Origin of the sequence: Qipengyuania sp. NPDC077410, from assembly GCF_044543405.1 — a bacterium.
Classification (GTDB): Bacteria; Pseudomonadota; Alphaproteobacteria; order Sphingomonadales; family Sphingomonadaceae; genus Qipengyuania; species Qipengyuania pacifica.
This window is the reverse complement of sequence record NZ_JBITWB010000001.1, coordinates 1,176,868-1,203,539: the sequence shown is the minus strand read 5'-3', so window position 1 is coordinate 1,203,539 and position 26,672 is coordinate 1,176,868. Positions and strand designations below refer to the sequence as shown.

The 26,672-nt window shown below is 62.1% G+C and carries 24 protein-coding genes; 10 read left to right on the top strand and 14 right to left on the bottom strand.

All coding sequences use genetic code 11. From position 1 onward, the window contains the following. Positions 1 to 500: 500 nt before the first annotated feature. The 3 genes from ACIGGE_RS05970 to ACIGGE_RS05960 are packed head-to-tail and all read left to right on the top strand — an operon-like array spanning position 501 to position 3,797. Entirely contained in the window at positions 501 to 1,424 is a 924-nt protein-coding gene (locus ACIGGE_RS05970) for a 5'-nucleotidase, lipoprotein e(P4) family (protein WP_397489682.1), read from the top strand. Between the two features lie 56 nt (positions 1,425 to 1,480). Then, positions 1,481 to 2,620 carry a nitronate monooxygenase gene (locus tag ACIGGE_RS05965; RefSeq protein WP_397489681.1) on the top strand — a complete coding sequence of 380 codons (1,140 nt, stop codon included), beginning with the start codon at positions 1,481 to 1,483 and terminating at the stop codon, positions 2,618 to 2,620. Between the two features lie 37 nt (positions 2,621 to 2,657). Further along, entirely contained in the window at positions 2,658 to 3,797 is a 1,140-nt protein-coding gene (locus ACIGGE_RS05960) for a CaiB/BaiF CoA transferase family protein (RefSeq protein WP_397489935.1), read from the top strand. 3 nt (positions 3,798 to 3,800) lie between these two features. Here ACIGGE_RS05960 and metK read toward each other — a convergent pair whose 3' ends face one another. The 6 genes from metK to hisS form a co-directional block, all read right to left on the bottom strand. Beyond that, the gene (gene metK, locus ACIGGE_RS05955; RefSeq protein WP_397489680.1) at positions 3,801 to 5,039 is read right to left on the bottom strand and encodes a methionine adenosyltransferase; all 1,239 of its coding nucleotides are present in this window, start codon (positions 5,037 to 5,039) and stop codon (positions 3,801 to 3,803) included. Between the two features lie 30 nt (positions 5,040 to 5,069). Beyond that, positions 5,070 to 6,662 (bottom strand): apolipoprotein N-acyltransferase, encoded by a 1,593-nt coding sequence (gene lnt, locus ACIGGE_RS05950; protein ID WP_397489679.1) that lies wholly within the window; start codon positions 6,660 to 6,662, stop codon positions 5,070 to 5,072. Positions 6,663 to 6,704: 42 nt separating this feature from the next. Then, positions 6,705 to 7,466, bottom strand: coding sequence for a DUF4167 domain-containing protein (locus ACIGGE_RS05945; protein ID WP_103022992.1), 762 nt, complete (start codon positions 7,464 to 7,466; stop codon positions 6,705 to 6,707). Between the two features lie 241 nt (positions 7,467 to 7,707). Next, the gene (gene prmC / locus ACIGGE_RS05940; RefSeq protein WP_397489678.1) at positions 7,708 to 8,538 is read right to left on the bottom strand and encodes a peptide chain release factor N(5)-glutamine methyltransferase; all 831 of its coding nucleotides are present in this window, start codon (positions 8,536 to 8,538) and stop codon (positions 7,708 to 7,710) included. Positions 8,539 to 8,571: 33 nt separating this feature from the next. Then, a complete protein-coding gene (prfA, locus tag ACIGGE_RS05935) occupies positions 8,572 to 9,639 on the bottom strand; it encodes a peptide chain release factor 1 (protein WP_397489677.1) in 1,068 nt (355 codons plus the stop codon). 2 nt (positions 9,640 to 9,641) lie between these two features. After that, complete coding sequence (gene hisS, locus ACIGGE_RS05930) at positions 9,642 to 10,877, bottom strand: histidine--tRNA ligase (protein ID WP_375246261.1); 1,236 nt, start codon at positions 10,875 to 10,877, stop codon at positions 9,642 to 9,644. Between the two features lie 139 nt (positions 10,878 to 11,016). Here hisS and ACIGGE_RS05925 point away from each other — a divergent pair, with 139 nt between their 5' ends. Both ACIGGE_RS05925 and ppa read left to right on the top strand, forming a co-directional pair. Further along, positions 11,017 to 12,957, top strand: a complete 1,941-nt coding sequence (locus ACIGGE_RS05925) for a M61 family metallopeptidase (protein WP_397489676.1) — start codon at positions 11,017 to 11,019, stop codon at positions 12,955 to 12,957. A 97-nt stretch (positions 12,958 to 13,054) separates the two neighbouring features. Beyond that, positions 13,055 to 13,588, top strand: coding sequence for an inorganic diphosphatase (gene ppa, locus ACIGGE_RS05920; RefSeq protein ID WP_103022989.1), 534 nt, complete (start codon positions 13,055 to 13,057; stop codon positions 13,586 to 13,588). 3 nt (positions 13,589 to 13,591) lie between these two features. Here ppa and ACIGGE_RS05915 read toward each other — a convergent pair whose 3' ends face one another. From ACIGGE_RS05915 to ACIGGE_RS05905, 3 genes are all read right to left on the bottom strand, one after another. Continuing rightward, positions 13,592 to 14,965, bottom strand: coding sequence for a mechanosensitive ion channel domain-containing protein (locus ACIGGE_RS05915; RefSeq protein WP_397489675.1), 1,374 nt, complete (start codon positions 14,963 to 14,965; stop codon positions 13,592 to 13,594). Further along, positions 14,962 to 16,308 (bottom strand): TldD/PmbA family protein, encoded by a 1,347-nt coding sequence (locus ACIGGE_RS05910; RefSeq protein WP_397489674.1) that lies wholly within the window; start codon positions 16,306 to 16,308, stop codon positions 14,962 to 14,964. Before ACIGGE_RS05910 ends, ACIGGE_RS05915 begins: the two co-directional genes overlap by 4 nt. Before the next feature lie 73 nt (positions 16,309 to 16,381). Beyond that, a complete protein-coding gene (locus ACIGGE_RS05905; protein ID WP_103022987.1) occupies positions 16,382 to 16,756 on the bottom strand; it encodes a hypothetical protein in 375 nt (124 codons plus the stop codon). Positions 16,757 to 16,965: 209 nt separating this feature from the next. On the opposite strand from ACIGGE_RS05905, the gene lptB reads away from it, so the two are divergent. From lptB to ctrA, 3 genes are all read left to right on the top strand, one after another. Continuing rightward, complete coding sequence (gene lptB / locus ACIGGE_RS05900; protein WP_234003092.1) at positions 16,966 to 17,736, top strand: LPS export ABC transporter ATP-binding protein; 771 nt, start codon at positions 16,966 to 16,968, stop codon at positions 17,734 to 17,736. 26 nt (positions 17,737 to 17,762) lie between these two features. After that, complete coding sequence (gene rpoN, locus ACIGGE_RS05895; protein ID WP_103022986.1) at positions 17,763 to 19,220, top strand: RNA polymerase factor sigma-54; 1,458 nt, start codon at positions 17,763 to 17,765, stop codon at positions 19,218 to 19,220. A 141-nt stretch (positions 19,221 to 19,361) separates the two neighbouring features. Then, positions 19,362 to 20,057: a response regulator transcription factor CtrA gene (gene ctrA / locus ACIGGE_RS05890; RefSeq protein WP_050601718.1), complete on the top strand. Its 696-nt coding sequence runs from the start codon at positions 19,362 to 19,364 to the stop codon at positions 20,055 to 20,057. A 66-nt stretch (positions 20,058 to 20,123) separates the two neighbouring features. Here ctrA and ACIGGE_RS05885 read toward each other — a convergent pair whose 3' ends face one another. Further along, positions 20,124 to 21,341, bottom strand: coding sequence for a mechanosensitive ion channel family protein (locus ACIGGE_RS05885; RefSeq protein WP_397489673.1), 1,218 nt, complete (start codon positions 21,339 to 21,341; stop codon positions 20,124 to 20,126). 132 nt (positions 21,342 to 21,473) lie between these two features. Here ACIGGE_RS05885 and ACIGGE_RS05880 point away from each other — a divergent pair, with 132 nt between their 5' ends. Together ACIGGE_RS05880 and ACIGGE_RS05875 are read left to right on the top strand one after the other, a co-directional pair. Beyond that, positions 21,474 to 22,175, top strand: coding sequence for a tRNA (guanine(46)-N(7))-methyltransferase TrmB (locus ACIGGE_RS05880; RefSeq protein WP_397489672.1), 702 nt, complete (start codon positions 21,474 to 21,476; stop codon positions 22,173 to 22,175). A 126-nt stretch (positions 22,176 to 22,301) separates the two neighbouring features. Next, positions 22,302 to 23,516 (top strand): site-specific integrase, encoded by a 1,215-nt coding sequence (locus tag ACIGGE_RS05875; RefSeq protein WP_029140603.1) that lies wholly within the window; start codon positions 22,302 to 22,304, stop codon positions 23,514 to 23,516. A gap of 14 nt (positions 23,517 to 23,530) precedes the next feature. On the opposite strand, the gene ACIGGE_RS05870 is transcribed toward ACIGGE_RS05875, so the two are convergent. The 4 genes from ACIGGE_RS05870 to ACIGGE_RS05855 form a co-directional block, all read right to left on the bottom strand. Further along, positions 23,531 to 24,097 carry a GntR family transcriptional regulator gene (locus ACIGGE_RS05870; protein ID WP_397489671.1) on the bottom strand — a complete coding sequence of 189 codons (567 nt, stop codon included), beginning with the start codon at positions 24,095 to 24,097 and terminating at the stop codon, positions 23,531 to 23,533. Positions 24,098 to 24,132: 35 nt separating this feature from the next. Continuing rightward, positions 24,133 to 24,999: a phytanoyl-CoA dioxygenase family protein gene (locus tag ACIGGE_RS05865; protein WP_067674506.1), complete on the bottom strand. Its 867-nt coding sequence runs from the start codon at positions 24,997 to 24,999 to the stop codon at positions 24,133 to 24,135. Beyond that, complete coding sequence (locus tag ACIGGE_RS05860; protein ID WP_067674508.1) at positions 24,996 to 25,610, bottom strand: acyl-homoserine-lactone synthase; 615 nt, start codon at positions 25,608 to 25,610, stop codon at positions 24,996 to 24,998. Before ACIGGE_RS05860 ends, ACIGGE_RS05865 begins: the two co-directional genes overlap by 4 nt. Before the next feature lie 191 nt (positions 25,611 to 25,801). Then, a complete protein-coding gene (locus ACIGGE_RS05855; protein ID WP_067674510.1) occupies positions 25,802 to 26,554 on the bottom strand; it encodes a LuxR family transcriptional regulator in 753 nt (250 codons plus the stop codon). Positions 26,555 to 26,672: the final 118 nt, after the last annotated feature.

Below are 26,672 nucleotides of genomic sequence, written 5' to 3'. Positions count from 1 at the left end.
TTCCTGTTGGTCTTGCCGGTTCACTTGGGGGTGGCCCCTGTGAGATACAATGAAGGAAGACGCCGCGCGGGTCCGGTCAGGCCAGAAAAAAGCCCGGCTGGAAAACCAACCGGGCTTAAAAGTCTTGGGAGAGGATGCCTAAAAGGCACGAGGAGATATGCGCTCCGGGCGGTTTTTGTGCAAGTGCGAAAAGGACAATTTTGATTGCATATTGCGCAACAAACATCGCAGCCTTGTCATTAACGCAATGATTTCCCTTAATTTGCGTCATCGGGCTTCGGCGCGCCTTCCTGCTGCGTTGCACAATTACTGTAGTATTGTGAATGTTATCAATTTTCAGGAGGCACAAGGTCGATTTCGACGCGAGTTTCTTGGCCGGACGAGGCTGTGACGCGTACATGGTCAACCGTTCCCGGTCATTGATACAGTCGATTGCGTTTCCATGGCTTGCTGTGGCAAATCGCCGACCGGTATTCTCTTGATCGTTCTGGACGTTTTAAATGAAACAAATTTTGACCCTCGCCGCCAGCGCAGTGGCCCTAGCCGGTTGCGCGACCATGAGTTCGGGCCCTGTCACTGGCCCCGCGACGGTGGCGAAAGAGAAAGCGGCGCCGGACACCATGCGCTGGCTCTACGGTTCGGGCGAAGCTGCAGCGGCGTCTATCCAGACCTGGCGTCAGATCGCCGATTATTCGATCGCCGTGGTCCACCAGCGAAAGGCTCCGCAATCGGTTCCTTTGGGTCTGCCAGACGGGACGACTGGCGGGATCGGAACGCCGTCCTGCATCAAGGCCGACGGCACAGCCAAACCATTTGCAGCCGTGTTCGACGTCGATGAGACGGTGCTGCTTAATACAGGCTATGAATACTGGCAGGCACTGACGGGTAAGCCGTTCGATGCCGACGAATGGGCACAATGGGCCAATAACGGTGCCGGGATCGCGCAACCGGTTCCTGGTGCAGTGACCGGCCTGCGCCGCCTTCGTGAAGCCGGAATTACGGTCATCTTCAATACCAACCGCGAATCGGACACCGCTGCTGGTGCCGTGGCAGCGATCGAAGCAGCGGGGACCGGGCCGGCTGTACACGGGCAAACCCTCTTTCTGCGCGGCGACGACGATATGGGAAGCCGCAAGGATGGGCGCCGGGCGAAGATAGCCGAGAATTACTGCGTGATCGCCATGGCAGGCGACAATCTCGGCGATTTTGCCGACGTATTCAACGCGGATGAAAGTGCGATTGCCGCGCGGCGGACAATGGTCGCGCGCGGCGAATACGCACAGCTTTGGGGCAATGGCTGGTTTCTCGTACCGAACCCCGTTTACGGGGCCTGGCAAAAGGGTACTCTTGACGAGGTATTTCCGCCTGAAACCCGGTGGAAGCCATCGCCCGGCGACGCTCCGGTTACGATGACCCGCCCGTAATGGCGGCTTGCACAGCCGAGTGCGCGGGATAGGGTGTCTCCCAGGAGGACATGCCCATGCCGATTAACCGCATATGTGAACTGACCGGGGCGGAGTTTCCACTCTTCGCCTTCAGCCACTGTCGCGACGTTGTGGCTGCCGTCAGCAAGGCGGGCGGGTTCGGGGTGCTGGGCGCTACGCGCTTCAGTCCCGAGCAGCTCGAGCAAGAGCTTGCCTGGATCGATTCGCATGTGGACGGGGCACCTTACGGTGTGGATGTTCTCGTTCCCGAAGTGATCGATCCTCGCGTCAGTGAATTGTCCGACAACAAGAGCCGAGCTGCGGCTATCGATCCCGCCTATCAAGGCTTCGTCAATTCCGTTCTCGGCCAATATGGAATTGCGCCCGAAGCCGAGATGCCGATCCTTCGCGAACGCATGGGCATAACCCCCGAGAACGGCCTTGCCCTGATGGAAGTCGCATTCCGCCATCCAATCCGGCTGATTGCCAACGCATTGGGCATTGCACCACCCGCGATGATAAAGGAAGGCAAGCAGCGCGGCGTGCCGGTAGCTGCGCTGGTCGGGGCCAAGGAACATGCCATCCGCCAGGCCGAAGCGGGTGTCGACATCATCGTTGCGCAGGGCACGGAAGCGGGCGGCCACTGCGGCGAAGTATCGACGCTGGTGCTCGTCCCCGAGGTCGTGCGCGAACTCGCCCACCACGGTTACGATATCCCGGTGCTCGCCGCCGGGGGCATCATGACCGGGGGTCAGATGGCCGGAATGATGGCGGCGGGTGCACAGGGAGCATGGACCGGATCGGTCTGGCTCGCCACACCCGAAGCGGAAACGAGCGAGGCTTTCCGCGCCAAGATGGTCGCAGCGCGCAGTCGCGATACGGTCCGCTCGCGCAGCCGGACTGGCAAGCCCGCGCGCCAACTCAAGACAACATGGCACGATGCCTGGGATGCGCCCGGCGGTCCGGGGACCCTCCCCATGCCGCTGATGGGGATGGTCTCCGAACCCGCCTTCGCCCGGATCGAACGGGAGGCTGCGTCGGGCAATAAGGGTGCGAACGAGCTGGTAAGTTATTTCGTGGGTCAGGGCGTGGGGTTGGTCGAACAGGTTCGTTCCAGCCGGCAGGTGGTTCAGGATTTCCGCGAGGAATTCCTCGATGCCATCGGCAGCCTCGCCGCATCCGTCGGCATGGAGTGACTTGACCGCCGCGAAGCTGCCGCCCAAGCCGCACGCCATGTGGCTAGATACCCCTCGCAACCCGAACGCTCCCCTTGCCGGGCTGAAAGTCCTCGAACTTGCGCGCGTCCTGGCAGGCCCGTGGGCTGGCCAGATCCTCGCCGACCTCGGCGCCGACGTGATCAAGGTGGAAAGCCCCGATGGCGATGGGACCCGCAAATGGGGCCCACCCTGGATTGAGCGCGACCAAGGAGAACGTGAAGCTGCCTATTACCACGCCGCCAATCGGGGGAAGCGTTCGATTATCGCTGATTTCAGGGACGAGGATGATCTGGCTCGTATCCATGATCTGGCATCCTCAGCCGACGTAGTGCTCGAAAACTTCAAAACCGGGACACTGACGAAATTCGGCCTCGACTATAAAAGCCTCGCCCAGGTCAACGCCCGGCTTGTTTATTGCTCGATTACCGGGTTCGGGCAGACGGGACCGCGTGCGCACGAAGCAGGCTACGATTTCGTTATTCAGGCGATGAGCGGTTTCATGGCTCTGACGGGCGAGCCGCAGGGGCAGCCGATGAAAATGGGCATTTCCATATCGGACCTCACCTGCGGACTGTACTCCGTTATCGGCATTCAGGCCGCGCTCGCCATGCGCGCAAGAACGGGGCGCGGACAGCATGTCGACATGGCACTGCTGGACTGTTCGGTAGGTTTGCTTGCCAGCCAGGCGATGCATTTTCTCACTACTGGCGAAAATCCACCCCGAATGGGTAACGAGCACGCACAAGTCAGCGCCTATGGCGTATTCCCCGTCGCCGATGGCAAGGTTGTGCTCGCACCTGCCAACGACGGCCTGTTCCGCCGCCTCCTGACCCTACTCGGTCGCAACGATTTGCTGACCGACGAACGCTTCGCCACCAACGAGGGACGTCTGGCCAATCGCGATGAGCTCGATGAGATTATCGCACGTGAGACATCCAAGTGGCAGATGGACGAATTGCTTGCCGATTGCGCGGCGGCTGGGATCCCGGCCGGCCGCGTCAACGCCGTGGATGCCGTGTTCGACGACCCTCAGGTGAAGGCACGCAGCATGCGTCTCGATCTCGATGGCATTCCCGGCGTACGCACGCCGCTCACCTTCTCCGATGCGGAGCTGGCACTCGATCGCCCCAGCCCGCGCAAGGGAGAGCACGGCTGACCGTTAGTTTAGCGCAGCCTTTAGATCGTCGACCAGATCGGTGCGCTCCCAAGGGAAGTGCTCGCCATCGGCCTGACGACCGAAATGGCCATAGGCCGCGCTCTGGCGATAGATCGGCTTGTTCAGCCCAAGATGCATGCGGATACCGCGCGGGGTAAGACCACCCAGTTTCTCGATCCCGCGGATCGCGTCCTCGAGTGCCTCATCGGTGACGTCATCGGCACTGGTGCCGTGCGTATCAACATACAGCGAGAGAGGCTTGGACACGCCGATCGCATAGGACAACTGGATGGTGCAGCGCTTGGCGAGTCCGGCCGCCACTATGTTCTTCGCCAGATAGCGGGTGATATAGGCAGCCGAACGGTCGACCTTGGTTGGGTCTTTTCCGCTGAATGCGCCGCCGCCATGCGGGGCTGCACCGCCATAAGTATCGACGATGATCTTGCGGCCGGTAAGGCCGGCATCACCATCGGGCCCGCCGATTTCGAACGCGCCGGTAGGGTTGATATGCCATTCGGTATCGTCGGTCAGCCAGCCGTCGGGCATGATGTCGCCGACAACCTTTTTCACATAGGCCTTGAGTTCGGCTTCCTTTTCGCCCTCATGATAGCCTTTGCCATGCTGGGTCGAAACGACCACTGCGGTGCAGGCCACCGGCTTGCCGTTTTCATAGCGCAGCGTAACCTGGCTCTTGGCGTCGGGCTCGAGGAAGGGTGCAGTGCCGCTCTTGCGGTCGGCGGCCAGCTGCTCGAGGATCTTGTGGCTGTAGTCGAGGGTCGCCGGCATGAGATCGGGCGTCTCGTCGCATGCGAATCCAAACATGATGCCCTGATCGCCTGCACCTTCATCCTTGTTGCCGCTTGCATCCACGCCCTGGGCGATCTCGGATGACTGGCCGTGAAGGTGATTTTCGAAGGTCAGCGTTTTCCAGTGAAAACCGTCCTGCTCATAGCCGATATCGCGCACGGTCTGGCGAACAGCGCGCTCAATCTCTTCCTTCGCACCGGGGGCCCAACCCCCGTTGACGGCCCAGTCGGTATTATTCGCGTCATACATCGGGGCGCAGCGAATTTCGCCCGACAGGATGACACGCTGGGTGGTCGTCATGGTTTCGCAAGCCACGCGCGCTTCAGCATCCTTGGCCAGCATCAGATCGACAATGGCGTCGGAAATCTGATCCGAAACCTTGTCGGGGTGCCCTTCCGAAACGCTTTCGGATGTGAACAGGAAACTGGTGCGCATAGAGATCGAAATCCTGATATAAAGAAGTCTTTATGTGTCTTCCCCGCGGTAGCCTTCCGTGCGCCGTATGGCAACCAGCGAAAGCGCAAGCAGAGCGACGCCCCAAAGCAGCGTGAGCCAGTGGCCAAGTCGGGCGAAGGGCGTGGCAGCATGCGGAGGAGGTACGAGCGTATCGATCCGCCCTGCAACATTGCGCCCGATATGCTCGCGCACAACGCCGCGAGCATCGATTACCGCGCTGATCCCGGTGGTAGTGGATCGCAGCACCGGTAGTCCTTCTTCGGCAGCACGCATTCGCGCCTGCGCAAGGTGCTGCGGCGGTCCCCAGAGGCCGAACCAGCCATCGTTCGACGGGTTGAAGATATAATCAGGGCGGTTGGCCCGATCCACCACTTCGCCGGAGAACACGATTTCGTAGCAGATCTGCATGCCCGCGCGCCCATAGTCGCTCAGGTCCTGGGTCTGCGGGCCCGGTCCCGGGATGAAATCGATTGTCCCCGCAACGAGCCGCGAAAGGCCCAGTGGCTCGAGCAGGCCGCGCATCGGCAGGTATTCGCCGTACGGCACCAGATGCGCCTTGGCGTATCTCTCGCCCAATTGACCCTGCGGATCCACCGAGGTGACCGTATTATACGCCCCCACCGCTTTTTCGCGTCCGTCGACCATTCCGATCTCCAGATCCACGACACCGGTCAGCAACAGGCTGTCCGGACCGATGGCCTGCCCCACGCGTGCGCGGGCGAAGGCGGGATCGCCCGCCGCCGTCATCTGCGTGTAGTACCGCTGCGGATAGCCATCGCGCAGGTAGTCGGGAATTCCGCTTTCCGGCCATAGTACCAGGCGCCGGCTTTGCGGCCCTTCGGCACGGCTCAGCCCGGCAATGCGTTGGAATTGTTCCTCGAACTTCGAAGCATCGTCGATCTCGTCCTGCCGCAGATTGGGCTGCACCAGCGTCAGCGGCAAACTCCCGTCGCGGCCCTTCCCAGCCGGGAAATAGACCATGGCAACCACGAAACAGACAAGCCCTATGCCTACGAACCGTTTCGCCTGCCCGATCCAGACAAGTGCGACGGCGAGCGCGACCGTTATCCCCGACAGGGCATAACTGCCGGCATAAGGCAGCAGGGCGGCAAAGCCCGGTCGATCCCATGGGCCCAGCATCATCATGGAGAACGGCCCCCAGCTGTAACCGCTGAAAACCCAGCTACGCAGCCATTCGGCTGCGATCCACATGGCGCCGAAGGCAAGGGCAAAGGCGAAGAGGTTTGCCCGGCGCGCGATCAGCCAGGCCGCGCAGGTGGCAAAGGCGGGCCACACGGCGAGATACAGCGCCAGCAGCGGAACGGCAGCCCAACCGAGGATCGCAGGCATTTCCGCCTGATAGGTAAAGGCCGTGGCGATCCAATTGTCGGTGACGGTGAAATGGGCAACGCCGAACAGCCATCCGGCCAGAAGCGCGCGTTTCCAGCTTGGCGAATGAAAGGCCAGCCAGCCGAAAGCCCCCATCGCCGCCAGGCCGAGCGGCCACAGGTGAAGGGGCTGGAAACCGAAAGCGGATGCCGCGCCCAGCAAGAGCGCGGCAATATTCGGGTGCGATCGGGCCAAGCCGGGGATTTTCTCCATCGGCCTGTCCCTTAAATCGTCAGGTCAGCACTGCAAGCGCGATCAACCGACAGCGCTTACTTCGCTATCGTCTTCCTGCTTGCGCCGACGGCGGCGCGGTGCGGGCTTTTCATCGGAATCGTTCGCGCCGATCGATGGCGGCAGCACGGTGGCATCGATACCGCCATCGCTTCCCGCCGAGCTATCGCTTGTCTTGGGCTTGCGCGGTGCGCGACGCTTCTTGGGTGCTTCGCCCTCTTCGTCGCGGCGTGTGAACGGATTTTCGGAAGGCTCGAACTCGCTTTCGCCATCACCGCCATCGTCGTTGCGCGGTTTGCGACCGCGCGGCTTGCGAGCACCGTCATCTTCGTTCTCGGAACGGCGAGCGCGCGGCTGGCGCACCTCGTCTTCATCGTCATCCCGATCGTCGCGGCGAGCGCGTGGCTTGCGATTGTCGTCGTCCTGATCGTCGCGGCGACCGCGCGGACGCCGATTGTTGCGGCGATCATCACCGTCGTCATCGTCGTCGTCATCGTCTGACTGATTGTGTCCGCGCTCGTCGTGGCGTTTCGCCTTGGCTTCGTCCTGACGGGCCTTGTTGTCGGCGATCACACGGAAATAATGGTCGGCGAACTGCAGATAATATTCGGCCTGCACGCGGTCGCCATTATGCTGGGCGTCCTGGGCAAGCTTCTTGTACTTGTCGAGCAGTTGCGGGGCATTGCCGCGAGCGCGGCTGTCGATCCGGTTGCCCGAATTGGCGCCGCCCTGATTGCGATTATTCCCGCGTCCGCGACGGCGGTTATTATTGCGATTGTTGTTCAAGGGTAGCTGGTCCTCATTAAATGCGCGGCGTAGACCATAAAACCGGTCCACAACTGGCCGCGTGACCCCTTGCGCGCCTGCGCCTGTCGCAGTTCGCGTGCCCCGGTTTGTGCATGGTATGCGGGGCCGGAGCCTCGCACCAAAACTGCAATGTCGGAGCTGGAACCGGTGGGGAGGCGTTAGCCGCGCACCACTGGCCTGGGGCCAGAGTTAAGCGTTCGAATCGCCTTTGCCAAGTCTTTTATCTCAGGATCAGTGCGCGCGGTCGATCGGCAAGGTCGCGGCGCGTCTCCGCGGCGAAGCCCGATTCGCTCGCGATAGCTCCGACGGCTTCGGCCTGCCCTGCCCCGATTTCGAATATCGCGACGCCGCCGGGCACAAGCAGCTTGCCAAGCTGCGGGACTATGGCCCGATAGTCGTCAAGCCCTTCCGGTCCGGCAAACAGCGCCGTAGCCGGTTCGAATTCGCGCACGTCGGGATCGAGGATGGCATCGCTTTCAACATAAGGGGGATTGCAGAGCACTAGGTCGAAACGGCCCAGATCGTGCGCCCAGCCCGCCTCCAGCCAGTTCGCTTGTACAAATTGTGCGCGTTCCGTCAGCCCCAGCCGCTGGCCATTGGCGCTGGCCACGGCAAGAGCAGCAGCAGAGGCATCGATGCCCAGCCCCTTGCCATCGGGCCGCTCGTGCAGGAAAGCCAGCAGCAGCGCGCCCGACCCTGTCCCCATGTCGAGCACGCAGGCATCGTGCGGGGCACAATCGAGCGCTGCCTGGACGATCGTTTCGCTGTCGCCGCGCGGGATCAGCGTATCGGGGGTCACGGCGAACTCGAGCCCGAAGAATTCCTGTACACCCAGCAGATGCGCCACAGGTTCGTGAGCCGCGCGTCGCTCAACCAGCCGATCGAAACCGGCCGCATGCGGCGCAGCGTCGTCGCGCATCCGCAACAGCAGCAGTTGGGAACGTGACACGCCCAGCACATGCGCCATCAGCAATTCGGCATCGAGCCGGGCGGTATCGCTGGTGGTGCAAAGTCGCTCCGCTGCCGCGCGGATCGCTTCGGCAATGGTCATGCGGCCATCCATCGGGTCACGCAGACCACGGCCTTATTCGGCCATTGCGGCAAGCCGCTTTGCTTCATCCTCGGCGATCAAAGCATCGACCAGTTCCCCAAGGCCCGGCCCGGCAATGATCTGCGGCAGTTTCTGCAGCGTCAGGCCGATCCGGTGGTCGGTCACCCGGCCCTGCGGATAATTGTAGGTGCGGATGCGCTCCGAACGGTCGCCGCTGCCTACCATGGCCTTGCGCGCTTCCGCTTCGGCCCCCTGCGTCGCCTCGCGCTGCGCATCGTAGAGCCGGGTGCGCAGCACCTGCATCGCCTTTTCGCGGTTCTTGTGCTGGCTGCGGCCGTCCTGGCAGGTGACCACCGTGTTCGTGGGCAGGTGCGTGATGCGGATCGCGCTGTCGGTGGTGTTGACGTGCTGCCCACCCGCGCCGCTGGCGCGATAGGTATCGATCTTGAGGTCGGTCGGATCGATCTGCACGTCCACCTCGTCCGGCTCGGGCAGGACCGCCACAGTCGCGGCAGAGGTGTGGATGCGCCCGCCGCTTTCGGTCTCGGGCACGCGCTGCACGCGGTGCACGCCGCTTTCGAACTTCAATTTCGCGAACACGCCGGTGCCGGTCACATTGGCGACGATTTCCTTGAAGCCGCCGACCTCGCTTGCGCTCATGCTGACCGGCTCGACCTTCCAGCCCTGTTCGGTCGCGAAACGCTCGTACATGCGATAAAGATCGCCTGCGAACAGCGCTGCCTCATCGCCGCCCGTCCCCGCGCGGATTTCGAGCATGGCGGGTTTGGCATCGGCGCTGTCGCGCGGCAGCATGGCGACGGCCAGCGAATGCTCGGCCTCGGGCAGGCGCTTCTTCAGCGCAGCGATTTCCTCTTCGGCCATCGCTTTCATTTCCGGATCGGCGAGCATTTCCTCCAGCTCGACAAGCTCCGCCCGCATCGCCTGAACCTCGGCAGCGACCTTTGCCACCGGTTCGAGTTCGGCATAATCGCGGCTCGCCTGAACGAAGTCATCGCCTTCAAGCTGGCCAGACGCCATCCGCGCCTCGAGCTCGGCGAAGCGGTGAGTGATCTGGTCGAGGCGTTCGGCTGGAATTTGCATGGTCAGCCGAGGATCTTCTCGATTGCTACGCGTGCTTCGTCGTCGGCCTTGATCCGCATGTTTTCCGCGCCATCGCGCAGGTCGAAGGCAACGATAGTTTCCGCGCCGGCCTTGACCGCCTTGTCGAACCGCTTGCGCGCACTGCCCGATGCCATGAGATCGGCAGAGTGCCCTGCGGCCCTGATCTTGCCAATAGCCGTGATGGCGCGGTTCGTAAGTTCGTCGTTTTCGACCACCACAACCACATCCGCTTTCGGCTCGACCTTGTCGCCCACCAGCATCGCCAACCGTTCGATCCCCGCAGCCCAACCGACCGCGGGCGTAGCCGCACCGCCAAGGCTTTCCATCAGCCCGTCATAGCGTCCGCCGCCGAGAATCGTGCTCTGGCTCCCGAGTTTGCCTGCCGCTTCGCTGCCCTCGTCAGGGATGAATTCGAACGCCGTGTGGCGGTAATAGTCGAGCCCGCGCACCAAGCTTTCCGCGCGTGTCCACTTAACGCCCGCGGCATCGAGGCCGCTGGTCACTGCATCGAAGAAGGCTTTCGCTTCGTCCGTCAGGAAATCGTCGATCTTCGGCGCATCGGCAACGAAGCGCTGATCGCGGCGATCCTTGCTGTCGAGAATGCGTAGCGGATTCTTCTCCAGCCGCTCCTGCGAATCTTCGGACAATTCGTCTTTCACTTCGCGGAAGTGCTCGACCAGCGCGGCGCGCCATGCCTCGCGGCTGTCGCCATCGCCCAGCGTGTTGAGGTGCAACGTCACGCCCTCGATGCCCAGTTCCTTCAGCAAATGATCGGCCATGGTCAGCAGCTCGACATCTGCTTGTGGTTCCCCCGCACCGATGATTTCGGCGTCGATCTGGTGGAACTGGCGATAGCGCCCCTTCTGCGGGCGCTCGTAACGGAACAGCGGCCCATGCGTCGCCAGCTTGACCGGGGCATGCTGCTGCCAGCCGTTCGACAGAAATGCGCGAGCAATCCCGGCGGTAAATTCGGGACGCAGGGTCAGGCTCTCGCCGCCGCGATCGTCGAAGCTGTACATTTCCTTCGAAACCACATCGGTCGTCTCGCCGATCGCCCGGCTGAATACCTCGGTCTTCTCGAACACCGGCATTTCGGCACGACGGAAGCGATAGAGCTTGCGCACACGTTCGAAGGTTTCGACCACGAAGGCGAAAGCCTCGGCGTCGGCGCCGAAAATATCCTGGGTGCCACGGATGGCTTGCGGGGTCTTGCTCATGGCGCGCGCTTTAGGTGCGTTGGGCCTCGGCAGCAAGCGGTCGGCACGCCGCCGCCCTTCTGCACGTCGGTGGAGCCAAGCGTGCCGCTGGTCGAGGGCGCCCTTGCCTTCCGCGGGCCACCCAAGCATCAACACCGCCATGAAAATCACCACCGTTCCCGTTACGCTCGTCGCTGCCCTGCTCGTCTCTAGCCCGCTCCAGGCCCAGCCGGATACCAACTCCGCGCCGATCGCGCCGCAACTTGGCGATGCGACTCCACTGCCCCAGGATACGCCGTGGCCCGGTGGAACGATCGGACTTGATATCGATGCCACCGATACCCGCCGTGCGGTCTATTCGGTTACCGAGACTATCCCGGTGCCTGCCGGAATGCGCGAACTGGCCCTCCTGCTTCCCGAATGGCTGCCGGGGAAACATTCCGCTCGCGGGCAGATCAACCTGCTGTCGAACATCCGCTTCAGCGCCAACGGCCAGCCACTCGAATGGAAACGCGATCCGCTCGACGTATTCCGCTTCGTGGTCGACGTGCCGGAAGGTGTCACGGAAGTAACAGCGCAGTTCATGCACACCTCGCCCGTCACCGGCCGCGAGGGACGGATCACCATGACGCAGGAAATGCTCAACCTTCAGTGGGAAGCGATGAGCCTCTACCCCGAAGGCCATTACACGCGCCGCATCGCGTTCAAGCCTACGGTCACCGTTCCGCAGGGTTGGGAAGTGTTCACCGCGCTCGATGGCAAGGCGCGCAGCGGCGACACGGTGACCTGGGAAACGGTCGACTACGAAACGCTGGTCGATTCGCCGATCTTCGCGGGCCGTTACGCGAAGCAATGGTCGCTCGATCCCGAAGTCACGCTCGATGCAGTGGCCGATGCGCCCAAATATCTCGAACTTGCACCTGAAAACCTGCGCACCTTCGAAAAGCTGATCGACGAGGCGGATGCGGTTTTCGGCGCGCGCCATTTCGATCACTACAATTTCCTGCTGGCGATGACCGATCGCATGGGCGGGATCGGGCTGGAGCATCACCGGTCCAGCGAAAACCAGTACGAGCCGGAAGCGCTGATCGACTGGGAAAAGATGGATTGGGCCCGCAACGTCGTCAGCCACGAACTGGTTCACAGTTGGAACGGCAAGTTCCGCCGGCCAGAGGGCCTGTGGACGCCCGACTATCGCACCCCGATGCAGAACTCGCTGATGTGGGTGTACGAAGGCCAGACCCAGTTCTGGGGTTGGGTGCTGGCGGCTCGTTCGGGTCTGCAGGAAAAGGACACGGTGCTGGGCATGTTCGCCAATGCCGTGGCCAATTATTCCGAAGGCCAGCCCGGCCGTGCCTGGCGCAGTGTCGAGGATACGACTTACGACCCGATCACCAATTCGCGGCGTCCCCTGCCCTACAGCTCCCTCCAGCGTAGCGAGGACTATTATGTCGAAGGCGCGCTCACCTGGCTGGAAGCAGACCAGATCATCCGCGAAGGCACCAGGGGGCGCAAGGGTCTCGACGACTTCGCCAAGGCGTTCTTCGGCAAGAGCGATGGCGACTGGGGCGTGTCGACCTATGATTTCGACGAGATCGTCGAGACGTTGAATTCGGTCTATCCCTACGACTGGGCCGAATTCCTCGATACGCGGCTGCGCCAGCCCGACCAGCCGGCCCCCGTGCGCGGCCTGGAAAAGGCCGGTTACCGCCTGGTCTGGAAGGATACGCAGAACCCTTACGCCGAGGGGCGCAGCGCCAACGGCAAGTCGCTCGACCTGTTCTATTCGCTCGGCGTCATTCTCGACGGCGATGGCGAGGTTTCCTCCACCTTGTGGGACGGGCCTGCATTCGATGCCGGGATCGTCAACGGTGCCAGGATCGTGGCGGTCAACGGCGAGGCATATTCCAAGGACGTCATCCGCGATGCGGTCACCGCGGCCAAGGACGGCAGCGAACCGATCACCTTGCTGGTCAAGCGGGGCGATCGCTTCGATACGCTCGAAATCCCCTATCACGGCGGCCTGCGCTATCCGTGGATCGAACCCGTGTCGGGCGGCACCCAGGGTCTCGATCGGCTTCTGGCAGCGCGCACAAAATAGGCAGCAAGGCGGGTTGCTAGCCGGGCGGACGGACGATAAGGCGCGGCGCGAAGTCTTTCTGGGGAGAGGGGCCGACCACAACGAGAGATTAGCTGCAATGCGCATCGAAATGATTCCGACCGGCGACAATCCGCCCGAAAGCCTCAACGTCATTATCGAGGTCCCGACCGGCGGCGAACCGGTAAAGTACGAATTCGACAAGGAATCGGGCGCCCTGTTCGTCGACCGCATCCTGCACACGCCGATGCGCTATCCTGCGAACTACGGCTTCGTGCCGCACACGCTTTCGCCCGATGGCGACCCGCTCGACGCGCTGGTCATTTCGCGCAGCCCCTTCATTCCCGGCTGCGTGGTGCGGGCCCGTCCGATCGGCGTGCTCAATCTCGAGGATGAACATGGCGGCGACGAAAAGCTCGTCTGCGTGCCGATCGACACGACCTTCCCCTATTATTCGGATGTCGCCGAAACCAAGGATCTGCCGAGCATCATCTTCCAGCAGATCGAGCACTTCTTCACCCACTACAAGGACCTGGAAAAGGAAAAGTGGGTGCGGATCGGCAATTGGGGCGATGCGGCCGAAGCCAAGCGCATCATTCTGGAAAGCGTCGAGCGCTACAACAGCTCGAACTAGGCGCTATTCGACGGGGCGCGAGTGGTCGAGCAGGTCCTTTTCCTGCTCGCTCCCGCCGCGCCTTCGCTCCTGTTCCACCATCTCGCCGATTTCGTTTGCGGGCCGGATGTCCTCCGCCTCGGCAATCGTTTCGAGCGAAGGCTTCGGGGGCTTGGCCGCGCTGGTCGCGACCTTGCCTGATTCGCCTGCAGGCATCATCGGGATGGTGGCCGAACGCGCATCGAAGCGCAGGCGATAGATCGGTTCCGGCAAGGCAAAGCCCGCTTCTTCCAGCGCCACCTTGAGCGTCGCGATCGCGCGCGTTCGCGCCTTGAAGAAGTCCGCCTCGCCCTGATCGATCCAGCCAAGGAATTTCAGCACGATATTGGAATCGCCGACTTCTTCGATCCGCGCTTCGGGCGGCGGCTCGGCAAGCACGAAGGGCAGGCCCGCCAGCGTATCGCGCCCCAGCTTCAGCGCCGCCGTTGCATCGTCGTCCGCATCCACGCCCAGATCGAAATCGAACCGGCGCTGCGGGTTGCGGGTGTAATTGAGGATGACCGCCTTGAAGACCTGCCCGTTGGGAATGCGCAGCTGATTGCCGTCCAGCGTCATCAGCACGGTCGCGCGGCTCGTCAGGCGAATGACCCGCCCTTCGAGATCGTCGATCACCACATGATCGTTCGCGCGAAAGGGCTGCCGCAGCGACAGCATCAGCGATGCGACGTAGTTTTCGATCGTGTCGCGCATCGCAAATCCCAGCGCGATACCGATCAGCCCTGCTCCGCCCAGAACCGCGCCCAGCAGCGCCGTCGCCCCGATGATGTCGAGCGCGATGACCAGCCCCAGCACCACGAATACGAAACGGATCGCGCTGGAGATCAGTTCTGCCAGGAAACTGTTGGGAGCGATGCGGTGCCACACGCGCCCCAGCCCCGCCAGGAGATAGCCGAACAGGGCGATGATCGCCCACACGGCCAGCGCGGCGGCAATCAGCGGCAGCATTCTGAGGAAGCCGTTCCAGCGGTCGGCCAGATTGGAAATCCCCGCACTCCCCGCCGACAGCGACAGATCGCGCTCCAGCCCGTTCTCGACCGTCACCACCCCCGATACCCGGCTGGCGATGGCTTCGGCGCGGCTCACGTCTTCCGGCTTGGGGACCGTGCCGGACAGCGAAACCACGCCTTCCCGCACCATGATGTCCACACCGCGAAAGGCGGGCAGCTCGGAGAAAATGCCGGAGATCCGCTCTGCGATTCGCTCGTCGTCGCCGGCATCGCGCGTCGCTGCGATCGTCTGCTCCGGGGTCGGCGTTGCAACCGGATCGGACGGCGCCTCGAGCTGGGCCGCCGCCGGCACTGCCAGCAGCAGGGCCAGTAGGGCGAACAGCCGTATCACTGGCCCGCCACGAACATGCCGTCGATGCGGAAGGTCGGCACATCCAGCCCGCGCACCAGTTCCAGATCGCTCGCCGGTACGAGTGCGCGGAACATTTCCGGCAGCGTCCCGGCGATGGTGATTTCGGCCACGGGTTCGGCCAGTTCGCCATTGCGGATGCGCAGCCCGCTCGCACCGCGGCTGTAATCGCCGGTCACCAGATTGACGCCCTGACCGAACAGGTCGGTGACGAACAGGCCATCCTCGATATCGGCGATCAGTTCGGCAACGCTCGCTTCGCCTGCGGCCAGATAGATATTGCCCGCCGCCACGCCCGGCGATCCGCCCCCGCCCCTGCTGGCATGGCCGGTCAGGCTGAGGTCGAGCTGCGCGGCGCTGGCGACATTGGTCAGCCAGCCGAAGATACGGCCGTTCGACACCAGATCGCGCGGCACGCTGGCCACGCCCTCCCCGTCGTAATTGCGCGACCGCAGGCCCCGCAGGCGCTGCGGATCTTCGGCGATCCGGATCGCGCTGTCGAAAAGCTGCTCGTCTTCCCGTCCGATCAGGAAGCTCGCCTTGCGCGCGATGGAGGGCGCGGACATCGCGCCGAGCAGGTGGCCGATGATGCCGCCACCCACGCGCGGGTCGAACACCACGGGCATCTTGCCCGATTGGATCGACACCGGGCGCACCTTGCGCACCGCGCGCTCGCCCGCTTCCTGTCCGATACCGGCCGGGTCGGGCAGATCGCTGCGGTGGCGCTGCGTACGATAGGCATAATCGGTCTGCTTGTCGGCGCCTTCGCCTGCCACGACGCTGGCGGAAAACGTGTGCGATCCGCCGGAATATCCGCGGGCAAAACCGTTGGTCGCCGCAAGTGCGAAGACCGACCGGGATGCCGATGCACTGCCACCGTTGGAATTGGTGACCCCGGCAACGCCGCGCGCCGCATCTTCGGCGGCCAGCGCGGCTTCGCGCAATTCTTCCGGCGACGGGTCGACCCCGTCGTGCAGATCCAGATCGACGCCATCGCCGCTGAACAGCGCATCGGCCGGGGCCAGCCCGCCATAGGGATCTTCCGGTGCCAGCCGCGCCATTTCAACCGCGCGCTCCGCAAGTAGTTTCAACCCTTCGGGCGCAAAATCGCTGGTGCTGATCGATGCCGATCGCCGCCCGACGAACACGCGCAGGCCGATCTCTTCGCTTTCCGATCGCTCGACGTCCTCCAGGGCACCGAGGCGCACGCCGACACTTTCGGAAGCGGATGCGCGGGCGACGGCATCGGCCTCGTCCGCGCCCATCTTGCGGGCCAGTTGGATCAGGTCCTGGCAGCGGGCCAGCGCGGTGTCGGGCCCGATCATGGCTTCAGCCGGAAGTGTGCAATCATCCGCGCGAGGTAGGGCGCGCCCTTCCCGCTGACAACCGGTGAATGGATCAGGAGAAGAGCAGCTTGAAGAACATCGTCAGTACGACAGGCAGGCCGATGGCCAGCAGCCAGAGCATGATCTGGTCGCGCCGGAAGGCCGGCTTCATGTCCGGGTCGGCCGCCCTGGCGTCGGACAGTCCCGACCAGCGCCGCTCGAACCAGCGGCAGGCAGGAATGATGCCGCCCACCAGAATGACGAGCGCGAGATAGGGGACGATGGAAGAAACGCCGTCCTTCATCGCATTGACTGTCATGAATATCTGTAGGCCGGTATAGACCAGCAGTGCGAATGCGACATTGTCGCTCATGGATCGTCGCCAGTCGCGCGCCCTGCTTGTCCGGTGCCCGCTTGCGATGTCCTTTTCATAGAGCGCTTTGCTCATTGCACTGTTCCTCTCTACCCCTTCTCGAATCGCATTGTTTCAAAAATGCCGCACCCTGGCAAGCAATCGTGCGCACGCATGCTCCACTTGTCCATATATGGTGCGGCACATCGTCCATGCACGAATCCTGCCAGTTGGTCGAAAAGGGCCGCATGCGGGGTTCTCATGGCTGGAACGCGTGCTATGTCGCGCCCATGGCGGATGTAGAGATGAGCCCTGACAACGACGCGGTCCACGAAGCCGCCCCTCCCATCCCGCAGGGGGGACTGGAAGTCATTTCCATAGCCAAGAGCTATGACAATCGCGCCGTCCTGACGGATATCTCGCTCTCGGTGGGCAAGGGCGAAGTCCTCGGCCTGCTCGGCCCTAACGGGGCCGGCAAGACCACCTGTTTCTATTCCATCATGGGCCTCGTGCGTCCCGATGCGGGCCGCATCCTGATGGATGGGGAAGATGTGACCAATCTCCCCATGTATCGCCGCGCCATTCTGGGCCTCGGCTATCTGCCGCAGGAAACCAGCATCTTTCGCGGGATGACGGTCGAACAGAACATCAATTGCGTGCTCGAGATGGTCGAACCCGATGCCGACACGCGCACGCAGGAACTGGAACGGCTGCTGGACGAATTCGGCCTTACCCGCCTGCGCTCCAGCCCCGCCATGGCGCTTTCGGGCGGTGAACGGCGCCGCGCCGAAATCGCCCGCGCACTGGCGGCCAAACCATCGATCATGCTGCTGGACGAACCGTTCGCCGGGATCGACCCGCTGTCCATCAGCGACATTCGCGACCTGGTCAAAGATCTCAAGACTCGCGGGATCGGCGTTCTGATCACCGATCACAACGTCCGCGAAACGCTGGAGATCGTGGACCGGGCCTGCATCATCTATGGCGGTCAGGTGCTCTTTGCCGGCACGCCGGAAGCCTTGGTGGCGGATGAAAACGTCCGCCGCCTCTATCTGGGCGAGAGCTTCACCCTGTGATGCCCGCTATCGCGAGGATCTAGCTCATGGCGCTGGGGCCGCGCCTCGATATCCGGCAAACCCAGTCGCTGGTGATGACGCCCCAGCTCCAGCAGGCGATCAAGCTGCTGGCGCTGTCCAATCTCGAAATCGAAACCTTCGTTGCCGAAGCGCTCGAATCGAACCCGCTCCTCGAAATGGGCGAAGTCCGGCGCGAAGCGGGCGAGGATTCGCCTGCCGAACCGTCGGAGCATGACAGCGCGCCCGATTTCGGCGGCGAGGGCGCGCTCGATGTCGCCGACCATGCGCTCGATCCAGAAGCTGCACCGGGCGATTTCATTCACGGCGAAGGCGGCGACTGGAGCCGCGGGGACATCGCCAGCGGTGCCGAACTGCCGGATCTGGAAAACCGGTCTTCCGGCAGCCCGACCCTGTCGGACCACCTTGCCAGCCAGATCGGCCTCGTCGCCCATGACGAACGCGAGGCGCTCATCGCCCTGCGGATTATCGGCGAACTCGACGAGGCCGGCTATCTGCTGACCGATCTGCGGCAGGTGGCCGATGAACTGGGCATCCCGCTGGCAGAGGCCGAACGGGCGCTGGCCACCGTCCAGTCGCTCGATCCCACCGGCGTGGGCGCGCGGTCGCTGGCGGAATGCCTGGCGCTGCAGGCGCGCGAGGCCGATCGCTACGATCCGTGCATGGCGCGGCTGATCGACAATCTCCACTTGGTTGCAGCCGGCGACATCGGACGGCTCAAACGCATGTGCGAAGTCGACGATGAAGACTTCGCCGACATGCTTGCCGAATTGCGCAGTTACGATCCCAAGCCCGGTCTCGCCCATGCGGGCGGCGATGAAGGCGCGGTGGTGCCCGACGTACTGGTTACGCCCAGCGCCGATGGGTGGGACATCCGCCTCAATGAAGCCAGCCTCCCCCGGCTCGTGGTTAACCGCGAATACTATCTCGAACTGAAAGGCGGGGCGCGCGACAAGGCTTCGCAAAGCTGGCTCAACGAACAGCTCGGCGAAGCCGACTGGCTTATCCGCGCGCTCGACCAGCGGCAGAAGACGATTCTCAAGACGTCGGCCGAAATCGTGAAACGGCAGGAACGATTCTTCCGCGAAGGGGTGACGGCGATGCGCCCGCTCACCTTGCGCGAAGTGGCCGAGAAGATCGAAATGCACGAATCGACCGTCAGCCGCGTTACCAGCAACAAATATCTGTCCTGCCCGCGCGGCACGTTCGAACTGAAATATTTCTTCTCCAGCGGCGTCGCCGCGGCCGATGGCGAAGGCGCCTCGGCCGAAGCGATCAAGGCGCGCATCCGCGCCCTGTGCGATGCCGAAGATCCCAAGAAAGTCCTCTCGGACGAGGCTCTGGCCGGGCTTCTCAAGCAGGAAGGCTACGATCTCGCACGGCGTACGGTCGCCAAATATCGCGAGGCGATCGGGATCGGGTCCAGCGCGCAACGGCGGCGGCAGAAGAAGCTGGCTGCGCTCTGACACCTGTCTGCCACAGGGAAAAAAGTTAACGCACTTTACTTCGCGTTAACCTTTTTCCTTCAGACCAAATGTGGTTAATACAGGACAACACCTCTATGGGTGTTACCGACGGACACTAGGGAACCAACGGGGGACATCCCAATGCGTGTACTGCTGATCGAAGACGAGCCGACAACGGCCAAGGCCATCGAGCTCATGCTCACGACCGAAGGCTTCAATGTCTACTCGACCGACCTCGGCGAAGAAGGCTTGGATCTCGGCAAGCTGTATGATTACGACATCATCCTGCTCGATCTGAACCTGCCCGACATGCACGGTTACGACGTGCTCAAGAAACTCCGCGTCGCCAAGGTGCAGACGCCGGTCCTGATCCTTTCCGGCATTGCCGAAATGGACAGCAAGATCCGCTCGTTCGGCTTCGGTGCCGACGATTACGTGACCAAGCCCTTCCACCGCGAAGAACTGGTCGCCCGCATTCACGCCGTGGTGCGCCGCTCCAAGGGACACAGCCAGTCGGTCATCCGTACCGGCAAGCTGGCCGTCAACCTCGACGCCAAGACCGTCGAAGTCGATGGCGCCCGCGTTCACCTCACCGGCAAGGAATACGCCATGCTGGAGCTGCTTTCGCTCCGCAAGGGCACCACGCTGACCAAGGAAATGTTCCTCAACCACCTTTATGGCGGCATGGACGAACCTGAACTCAAGATCATCGACGTCTTCATCTGCAAGCTGCGCAAGAAGCTCAGCCATGCCTGCGGCGGCGAAAATTACATCGAGACCGTATGGGGCCGCGGCTATGTGCTGCGCGACCCGAACGAAGAGGCGGAAGCCGCCTGACACTGCATATCCCTTTGACGGGATCATGAGCCGCCCCGGACAGCCATCGCGCTTCCGGGGCGTTTCCTATTCGGCCCTGATCGCAAGCTGCGCAAAGTCCTGCCCGCTCGGATGCTGGAAGATACGCAGGCCGAACTCGGGCAGGATGGCCAGCATATGATCGAAGATGTCGGCCTGGATCGCTTCGTATTGTGGCCACTCCACCGTGTCGGTGAAGCAGTAGATTTCCAGCGGCAGGCCCTGCGGCCCCGGCGGTAGCTGGCGCACCATCAGCGTGAACCCTGCCCCCGCAATGCGCGGATGGCTCTTGAGATAGGCGATCACATAGGCGCGCAACGTGCCGATATTGGTGATCCGGCGCGCATTGATCGTATCGCAATCGCTGGACAGTTCATGCCGGTTCCATTCGGCAATCTCCTCCTGCTTGCGCGCCAGGTAATCGTCCAGCAGCCTGAAGCGCTTGAGATCGTCGGTTTCCTTGTCGTCCAGGAAGCGGATCGAATTCTGGTCGACGACCAGCGCGCGCTTGATGCGCCGCCCGCCGCTCTCGTTCATCCCGCGCCAGTTGCGAAAGCTGTCCGCGATGAGCCTGTGCGTCGGGATCGTCGTGATGGTCTTGTCGAAATTGCGGATCTTCACCGTGTGCAGGGCGATATCGACCACGTCGCCATCCGCGTTCATGCCGGGCATTTCGATCCAGTCGCCGACCCGCAGCATGTCGTTGCTGCTCAACTGGACGCTCGCCACCAGGCTCAGGATCGTGTCCTTGAACACCAGCATCAACACCGCTGCCATCGCGCCGAGGCCCGATAGCAGCAGCAGCGGCGATTGCTCGATCAGCACCGCGATCATCAGGATCGCCGCCCCGAAGTAGATGGCGATCTTCACGACCTGCACATATCCCTTGATCGGGCGACTGCGCGATTCCGGCCGGCGGGAATAAAGCTCGTTCGCGTAATCCAGAGCACCGCCGATCGCCATGGCGATCGACAGGACGATCATCGTACGCGCGATGTTGACCGTCACGTTCACGACTTCTTCCGGCAGGTGCGGCACCAGGCCGATCCCGCGCGAGACGAGCAGCAGGGGTATCACCGTGGTGAGCCACGCCGCCGACCGGTCCACCGTATCGGACCGTGCATCCAGATAGGGCGCGGCGACGCGCAGCAGGACCTTCTTCAGCAGCCAGTTGACCGTCAGCGCCGCCACCGCCAGCGCACACAGGGCGATGAGCGACTGGAGCCACAGCGGGAGGCCGGAGTAATCGTCTAGCAGTCTTTGCATGCGCGGCCCCTAGACTGCGGTTGCCCGGCGGTTCAACCCTGCCGAACAGACGGAATTTTCGCCAGATCAAACGTATGATCGACAGGCGTACCATCTGGACGCACGGTGGGCGGATCGTTAGTCGCCCGCGCCATGAGCGCATTCAAGGAAGGTGACCCGACCACTCTCAACCGGCTATACGGGCGCAGCCAGGGCAAGCCCCTGCGCGCATCGCAGCAGGATCTGGTCGACCGCCTGCTACCGCAGATTTCCGTGCCCGACGAAGGGCCGGTGACGTCGGAAACCCTCTTCGGTTTCGACCGCCCGCTGCATTTCGAAATCGGTTTTGGCGGCGGGGAACATCTCGCTGAACGCGCCGATCTGCTGCCCGATCATGGATTCATCGGCGCGGAACCCTTCGTAAACGGCGTCGCCCAAGCCCTCACCCACGTCCGCGACCGCACGCTCGCCAATGTCCGCATCCACCACGGCGATGCGCTGGAAGTGCTGCGCCGCGTGCCCGACGGCGCGCTGACCATGCTCTATCTCCTGCACCCCGATCCATGGCCCAAGAACAAGCATGCCAAGCGCCGCATGATGAACGATGGCCCGGTCCGCATGTTCGCCGACAAGCTGAAACCGGGCGGTGAATTCCGCTTCGGCACCGACCACGCCATCTACCTGCGCCACGCCCTGATGGTCATGCGGCGCTTCGGCGACGACTTCGAATGGCTCGTCGATGGCCCGGCCAGCTGGCAGAACCGCCCGTCAGGATGGCCCGAAACGCGCTACGAACACAAGGCCCGCACCGTCTATGGGCATGAGGTCTGGTACTTTCGATTCAGGCGACGCTAGACTACGCTGATGTTGTAAAAACAACGACTTAGCGCAAATCACTTACGCCAGAATGGCCTCCAATTCGCCCCTTTTTCCGCTTGCGTGATTACCCGGTGATTGCCAGAAAAGGCCACGAGGTATCGCATGGCAACAGGAAAAATCAGCAAGCGCACGGTCGATTCGCTCCCGGTTGGACCAAAGGAAAACTATCTTTGGGACACCGATCTCAAGGGCTTTGGCGTCAAGATTACAACTGCTGGATCAATCAGTTACATAATCCAGTTCCGAATGGGCGGACGAGAAGCGAAGACCCGTCGTTTCACGATCGGATCACATGGATCGCCTTGGACACCGACTACTGCACGCTTGGAAGCTGAGCGATTGTTGGTGATTGTTGCGCAGGGCATTGATCCGGTTGATGCGGAAAAGCAGCGCCGCCGGGAAGCTGTCGACCTCGCCTTCTCGAATTACGCTGACCTCTTCACTCGCTCCTGCAAACGCGAGGGATGGCGTCGCCTCGTGGAGCGATCCATTCGCCTCTACCTCAAGCCCACATTCGGAATGAAGGCGCTGCCAGCGATTACGAAGATCGACGTCGTTTCGGTTCTCGATCAGATGCCGCCCAAGCAGGTGGCAAACCGGCGAAATGTCTTTGCCGTTATGCGCCGCCTGTTTCGCTGGGCCGTCAGTCGCGGAGATATCGATCGCAATCCGATGGAGGGCATGGAAACGCCGCCTCCGGTCAAGCCACGAGAGCGCTGGCTCAAGGATGGCGAACTCCGCCATATCTGGAATGCGGCGCCGGAATGTCATCGCTGCTTTGGTCCAATTGTCAGGCTTCTGATCGTAACCGGACAGCGCCGTGAAGAAGTCTCCGGGATGCACTGGCAGGAGCTCAGTCGCAGCGAAAGATTATGGACCCTGCCCGGATCTCGAACCAAGAACGGAGAACCTAACTCCATTCCCCTCAACGATCTTGCAATCGCCGAGCTCGACCGGGAGGCTCGCGGCGAGAGGTGGCCGCGTAAGGGCCGTGTTTTCGCGACAGCTAGCGGGGCGGGCTTTACGGGATACGCCAAAGGGAAGGTGAAGCTCGACAGCCTGATCGAGGAACGTTGCGAAGAGCCGCTCGAAGCCTGGCGCCTTCATGATCTACGACGAACCCTCGCAACGAACTTCCAGCGGCTTGGCGTTCGGTTTGAAGTCACCGAAGCCGTTCTCAACCATGTGGGCGGATCTCGCGCCGGAGTCGCCGGCATCTACCAGCGCCACGACTGGAAGGACGAAAAGCGCCAGGCGCTCGATGCCTGGAATGACCACCTCGCGACGGTTCTGTCCGAGAGTGGGGAGACGACCTAAAATATTGGCGAGGGCTAGGGCGTCTGCTGGTTCAAACGTCCGACAAGAGCGGGTACCAGATCCTCAATGTGTTGATGATATGCGCGTACCGCTCGGTTTGAGCCATCGAACCCTTGCTGCGCTTTTCGCTCAATTTGCTCAAGGGCATGCGGCGCGCCAGGCCAAATCACCGGCTCGAGTTCACGTAGCGGATGGAGTCTGTCGCTAATGCGTTCGACCAAATGTACGCGAAACCGATTGCCTGAGCTTGCCGCGATGTCTCTGAAGGCGCGCGCCAATCGGTCGGCATAAGCACCTCGCGTGTCGTTTGATCCTTCGTTGATTGTCAGTGATTTGTGATCGTTGTCGGGAGCCTGCTCCAAAAGCAGGGCGTTGACTTGCAGAATGTCGCGCAAGGCCTGTTCGGTAAGCAGCGGTACGCGAAATCCTTCGCCAGGCGTGAAGTCGACCAGCCCTTCACCAACAAGCTGGTTCAGGCTGTCTCTGACCGGCGTCATGCTCACTCCGAAATCGTCAGCCAGTCGCATTGCCTCGAGCTTCGCGCCGACCGGGAAGCGCCCTTCCAGCAGTGCATTTTTCAACCGCCTGTACGTAGGCTCGAGGACGTGAGCGGGACTCATCGCGCGCTGCGGCGCGTCTCGGCGAACTCACGAACCGCTACTTTCTGATCGGGACGCAGACTATCGGTTGCCTGCGGGAAGGCGGGCACCTTGTCGCTCAGCAGAACCGACGGGCATTGGCCTTCGAAATTACCCAGGTTCGGGCGGTGCTGCACATAACCGGCGAGCTCGGCGAGTTCGGGCGAGAACTCTTTTGCTACTGCGGGCGGGTATGCAAGCCAGAGATTCTCGTAGGGTTTGAGCCAGCCGAGACTGTAGCCGATCACGACACCGCGTCGGACATCCTGGGACTGGTTTGGTCCCGCCCCATGGACGGTCGAGCCAAGAAAGCAGATTGCGTCGCCGGGCCTGCATTCAGCGACTATGGGATCATCGAGGCTTTCGAGATTATCGACAGGCTTTCTGTGCGTGCCGGGGTAGATGCGTGTCGCGCCATTGAGACAAGTAAACTCGGTCAGCGGCCAGATGACGTTGAGAAGATATTCGTGATCGCCCTTGCGGCCTGCCCACATATCCTGATCGCAATGCGGAAACTGTTCTATCTCACCGGGATGGATCGCGATAGCTTGGGCGACATTGAGCTGTATCCGGTCGCAGGCGCTGCCCAGAATGGCGCGGGCGAGCGACAGGACTAGCGGCTGCAGGACCAGATCGCCCGTGACTTGTGACCGGCGAAGCAGGCTTCCAAACCGTTGGGTCCGATGCCCATAGAAGTCTCCCTTGCTAAGTGGCGCCTGCGCAAATGCACCTTCCAGGTCGGCATCGAGTGCGGCGATCTGTTGCTCGGCGACCAGCTGTGGAATGATGCAATAGCCATCCTCCTGCAACCGATCGAGCCAGTATGCCTCGCTCGCGCCGGTCATGCTGCCAGCTCCATGCCGCCTTGGGCCTCCGGCTGACTATTGGTGCAGTAGATCCCTGCGTTGGCGAGTTGCTCGCGGGTATCCTGTTCAATGTCGATGCGAAGAGCGACAAGCTGCTGCCCATCGATGAGAACGCTCGGTCCGAGCTGCTGGCAGCGCCAGCCAAATTGGGCGATCTGGCGGAACCAGGGCATCGGGGCGACCGCCGAATAACCGGAGATACCTTCCGATAGCGCAAAATCCGCGAGTGCGGAAACGAGCTGGTTTCGGACATCCCGCCGATCCGCTCGTGGCAACGTGGGATCAATGCAGAAACGGGTAATCTCACGAAAAGCCTCGTCCTGCGGAACCGGTTGGTCGCACAACTGCGGGTAGAGATCGCGCAGGATGTGAGGCCCGTCAGAACGCAAAAGCCGCGCGGATGCACGATGTTGGCCATTTTCACCGGTGAGGACGAGATAGACGGCCGTGGGCGTGTCGAACTGGTCGATTTCGTATGTATCCTCAAGGATGGGCACGTCCCATTTGAGGAGGTCAACGAAGATCCGCTTGCGTGCTTCGAACATGACACGAAGCGCCGGGTCGGCGAGACTGGAGCGAACTGCGCCCATTGATTGTTGCATTGGGTTTACCTGTAAAATTGATGACAGGCGGCATCTCAACAAATTCGCTCAATTGGAGACATACCAAGAACTGGGGATGGGGGCCGTATCCATTCCCTCTAACGCGATCGCTGAGTGTGCATGCCGGATGGCGAGGCCTCGAAAACAGCGAAGGGAGCGCTGGGTTGGTACCGATTAATCTACCCCGCATCGCGCCAGCGGATGATGTCCGCAAATCCGATCAAGCCATCAAACAGCGCCGCGACGACGAGCGATTGTTTGCAATGGACATGGTAGCGTTCGCGGGCCATCTTGAGATGCTGAATGACGGTCTCGGTGCTGATTTCTAATATCATAGCTGTTTCAGCGGCAGTCTTCCCTCTTGCAACCCAAAGCAGGCACTCGCGCTGCCGGTCGGTCAGGGCGGGGACCGTCTTATTGGATTTTTCCGAATTCAGACCCAGCGCACAGCTCAAGGCAAGCGCGCCGATCATTTCCACGACGGCTAAGCGCCCACTTGGAAGTTCTCGCTCGGGTCTGACGGCAAAGGTGCAGGTACCGCGCCCCACCCCTGGCAAATGCCGCGGAACGGTATAGCCATTGCCGATTCCGCATTCTCGACCGACGCCAAGCATCTGGCGATCACCGCGTGTGAGAGGGACAAGTTCGTCTAACCAGTCCCAAGCAAAACCAGTGATGGTCTTGTCGCAGGCTCTTCGTACCGGATCCTGACCGGCGAGGTCGAAGGCGATATAGACTTTCGCCCATTCGTCGGGATAGTCGTGCAGTAGCAGTCCTGGTGCGTCGTACGACGTCGATCGCATCTCCAGGCTGAGTGCGAAATGGTCGAAGCCAAGGCGCCGCGAAACCAGTTTAAGGGCGCCATCGAGTTCAGTGTCCGAACGGACATTGATAAGTTCAGTCGCGAATTCCTCCGCAAGATACGCGTACATAGACCTGCCGTTCGATCGGCAGCACGCAATCCAACACGTCGCCACCAGACCGCCTGCTCGGTGCCAGACAAGACGGTTCCATTCCACCCTTTCCGGCTGTTGCAGTTGCGACCCTCAA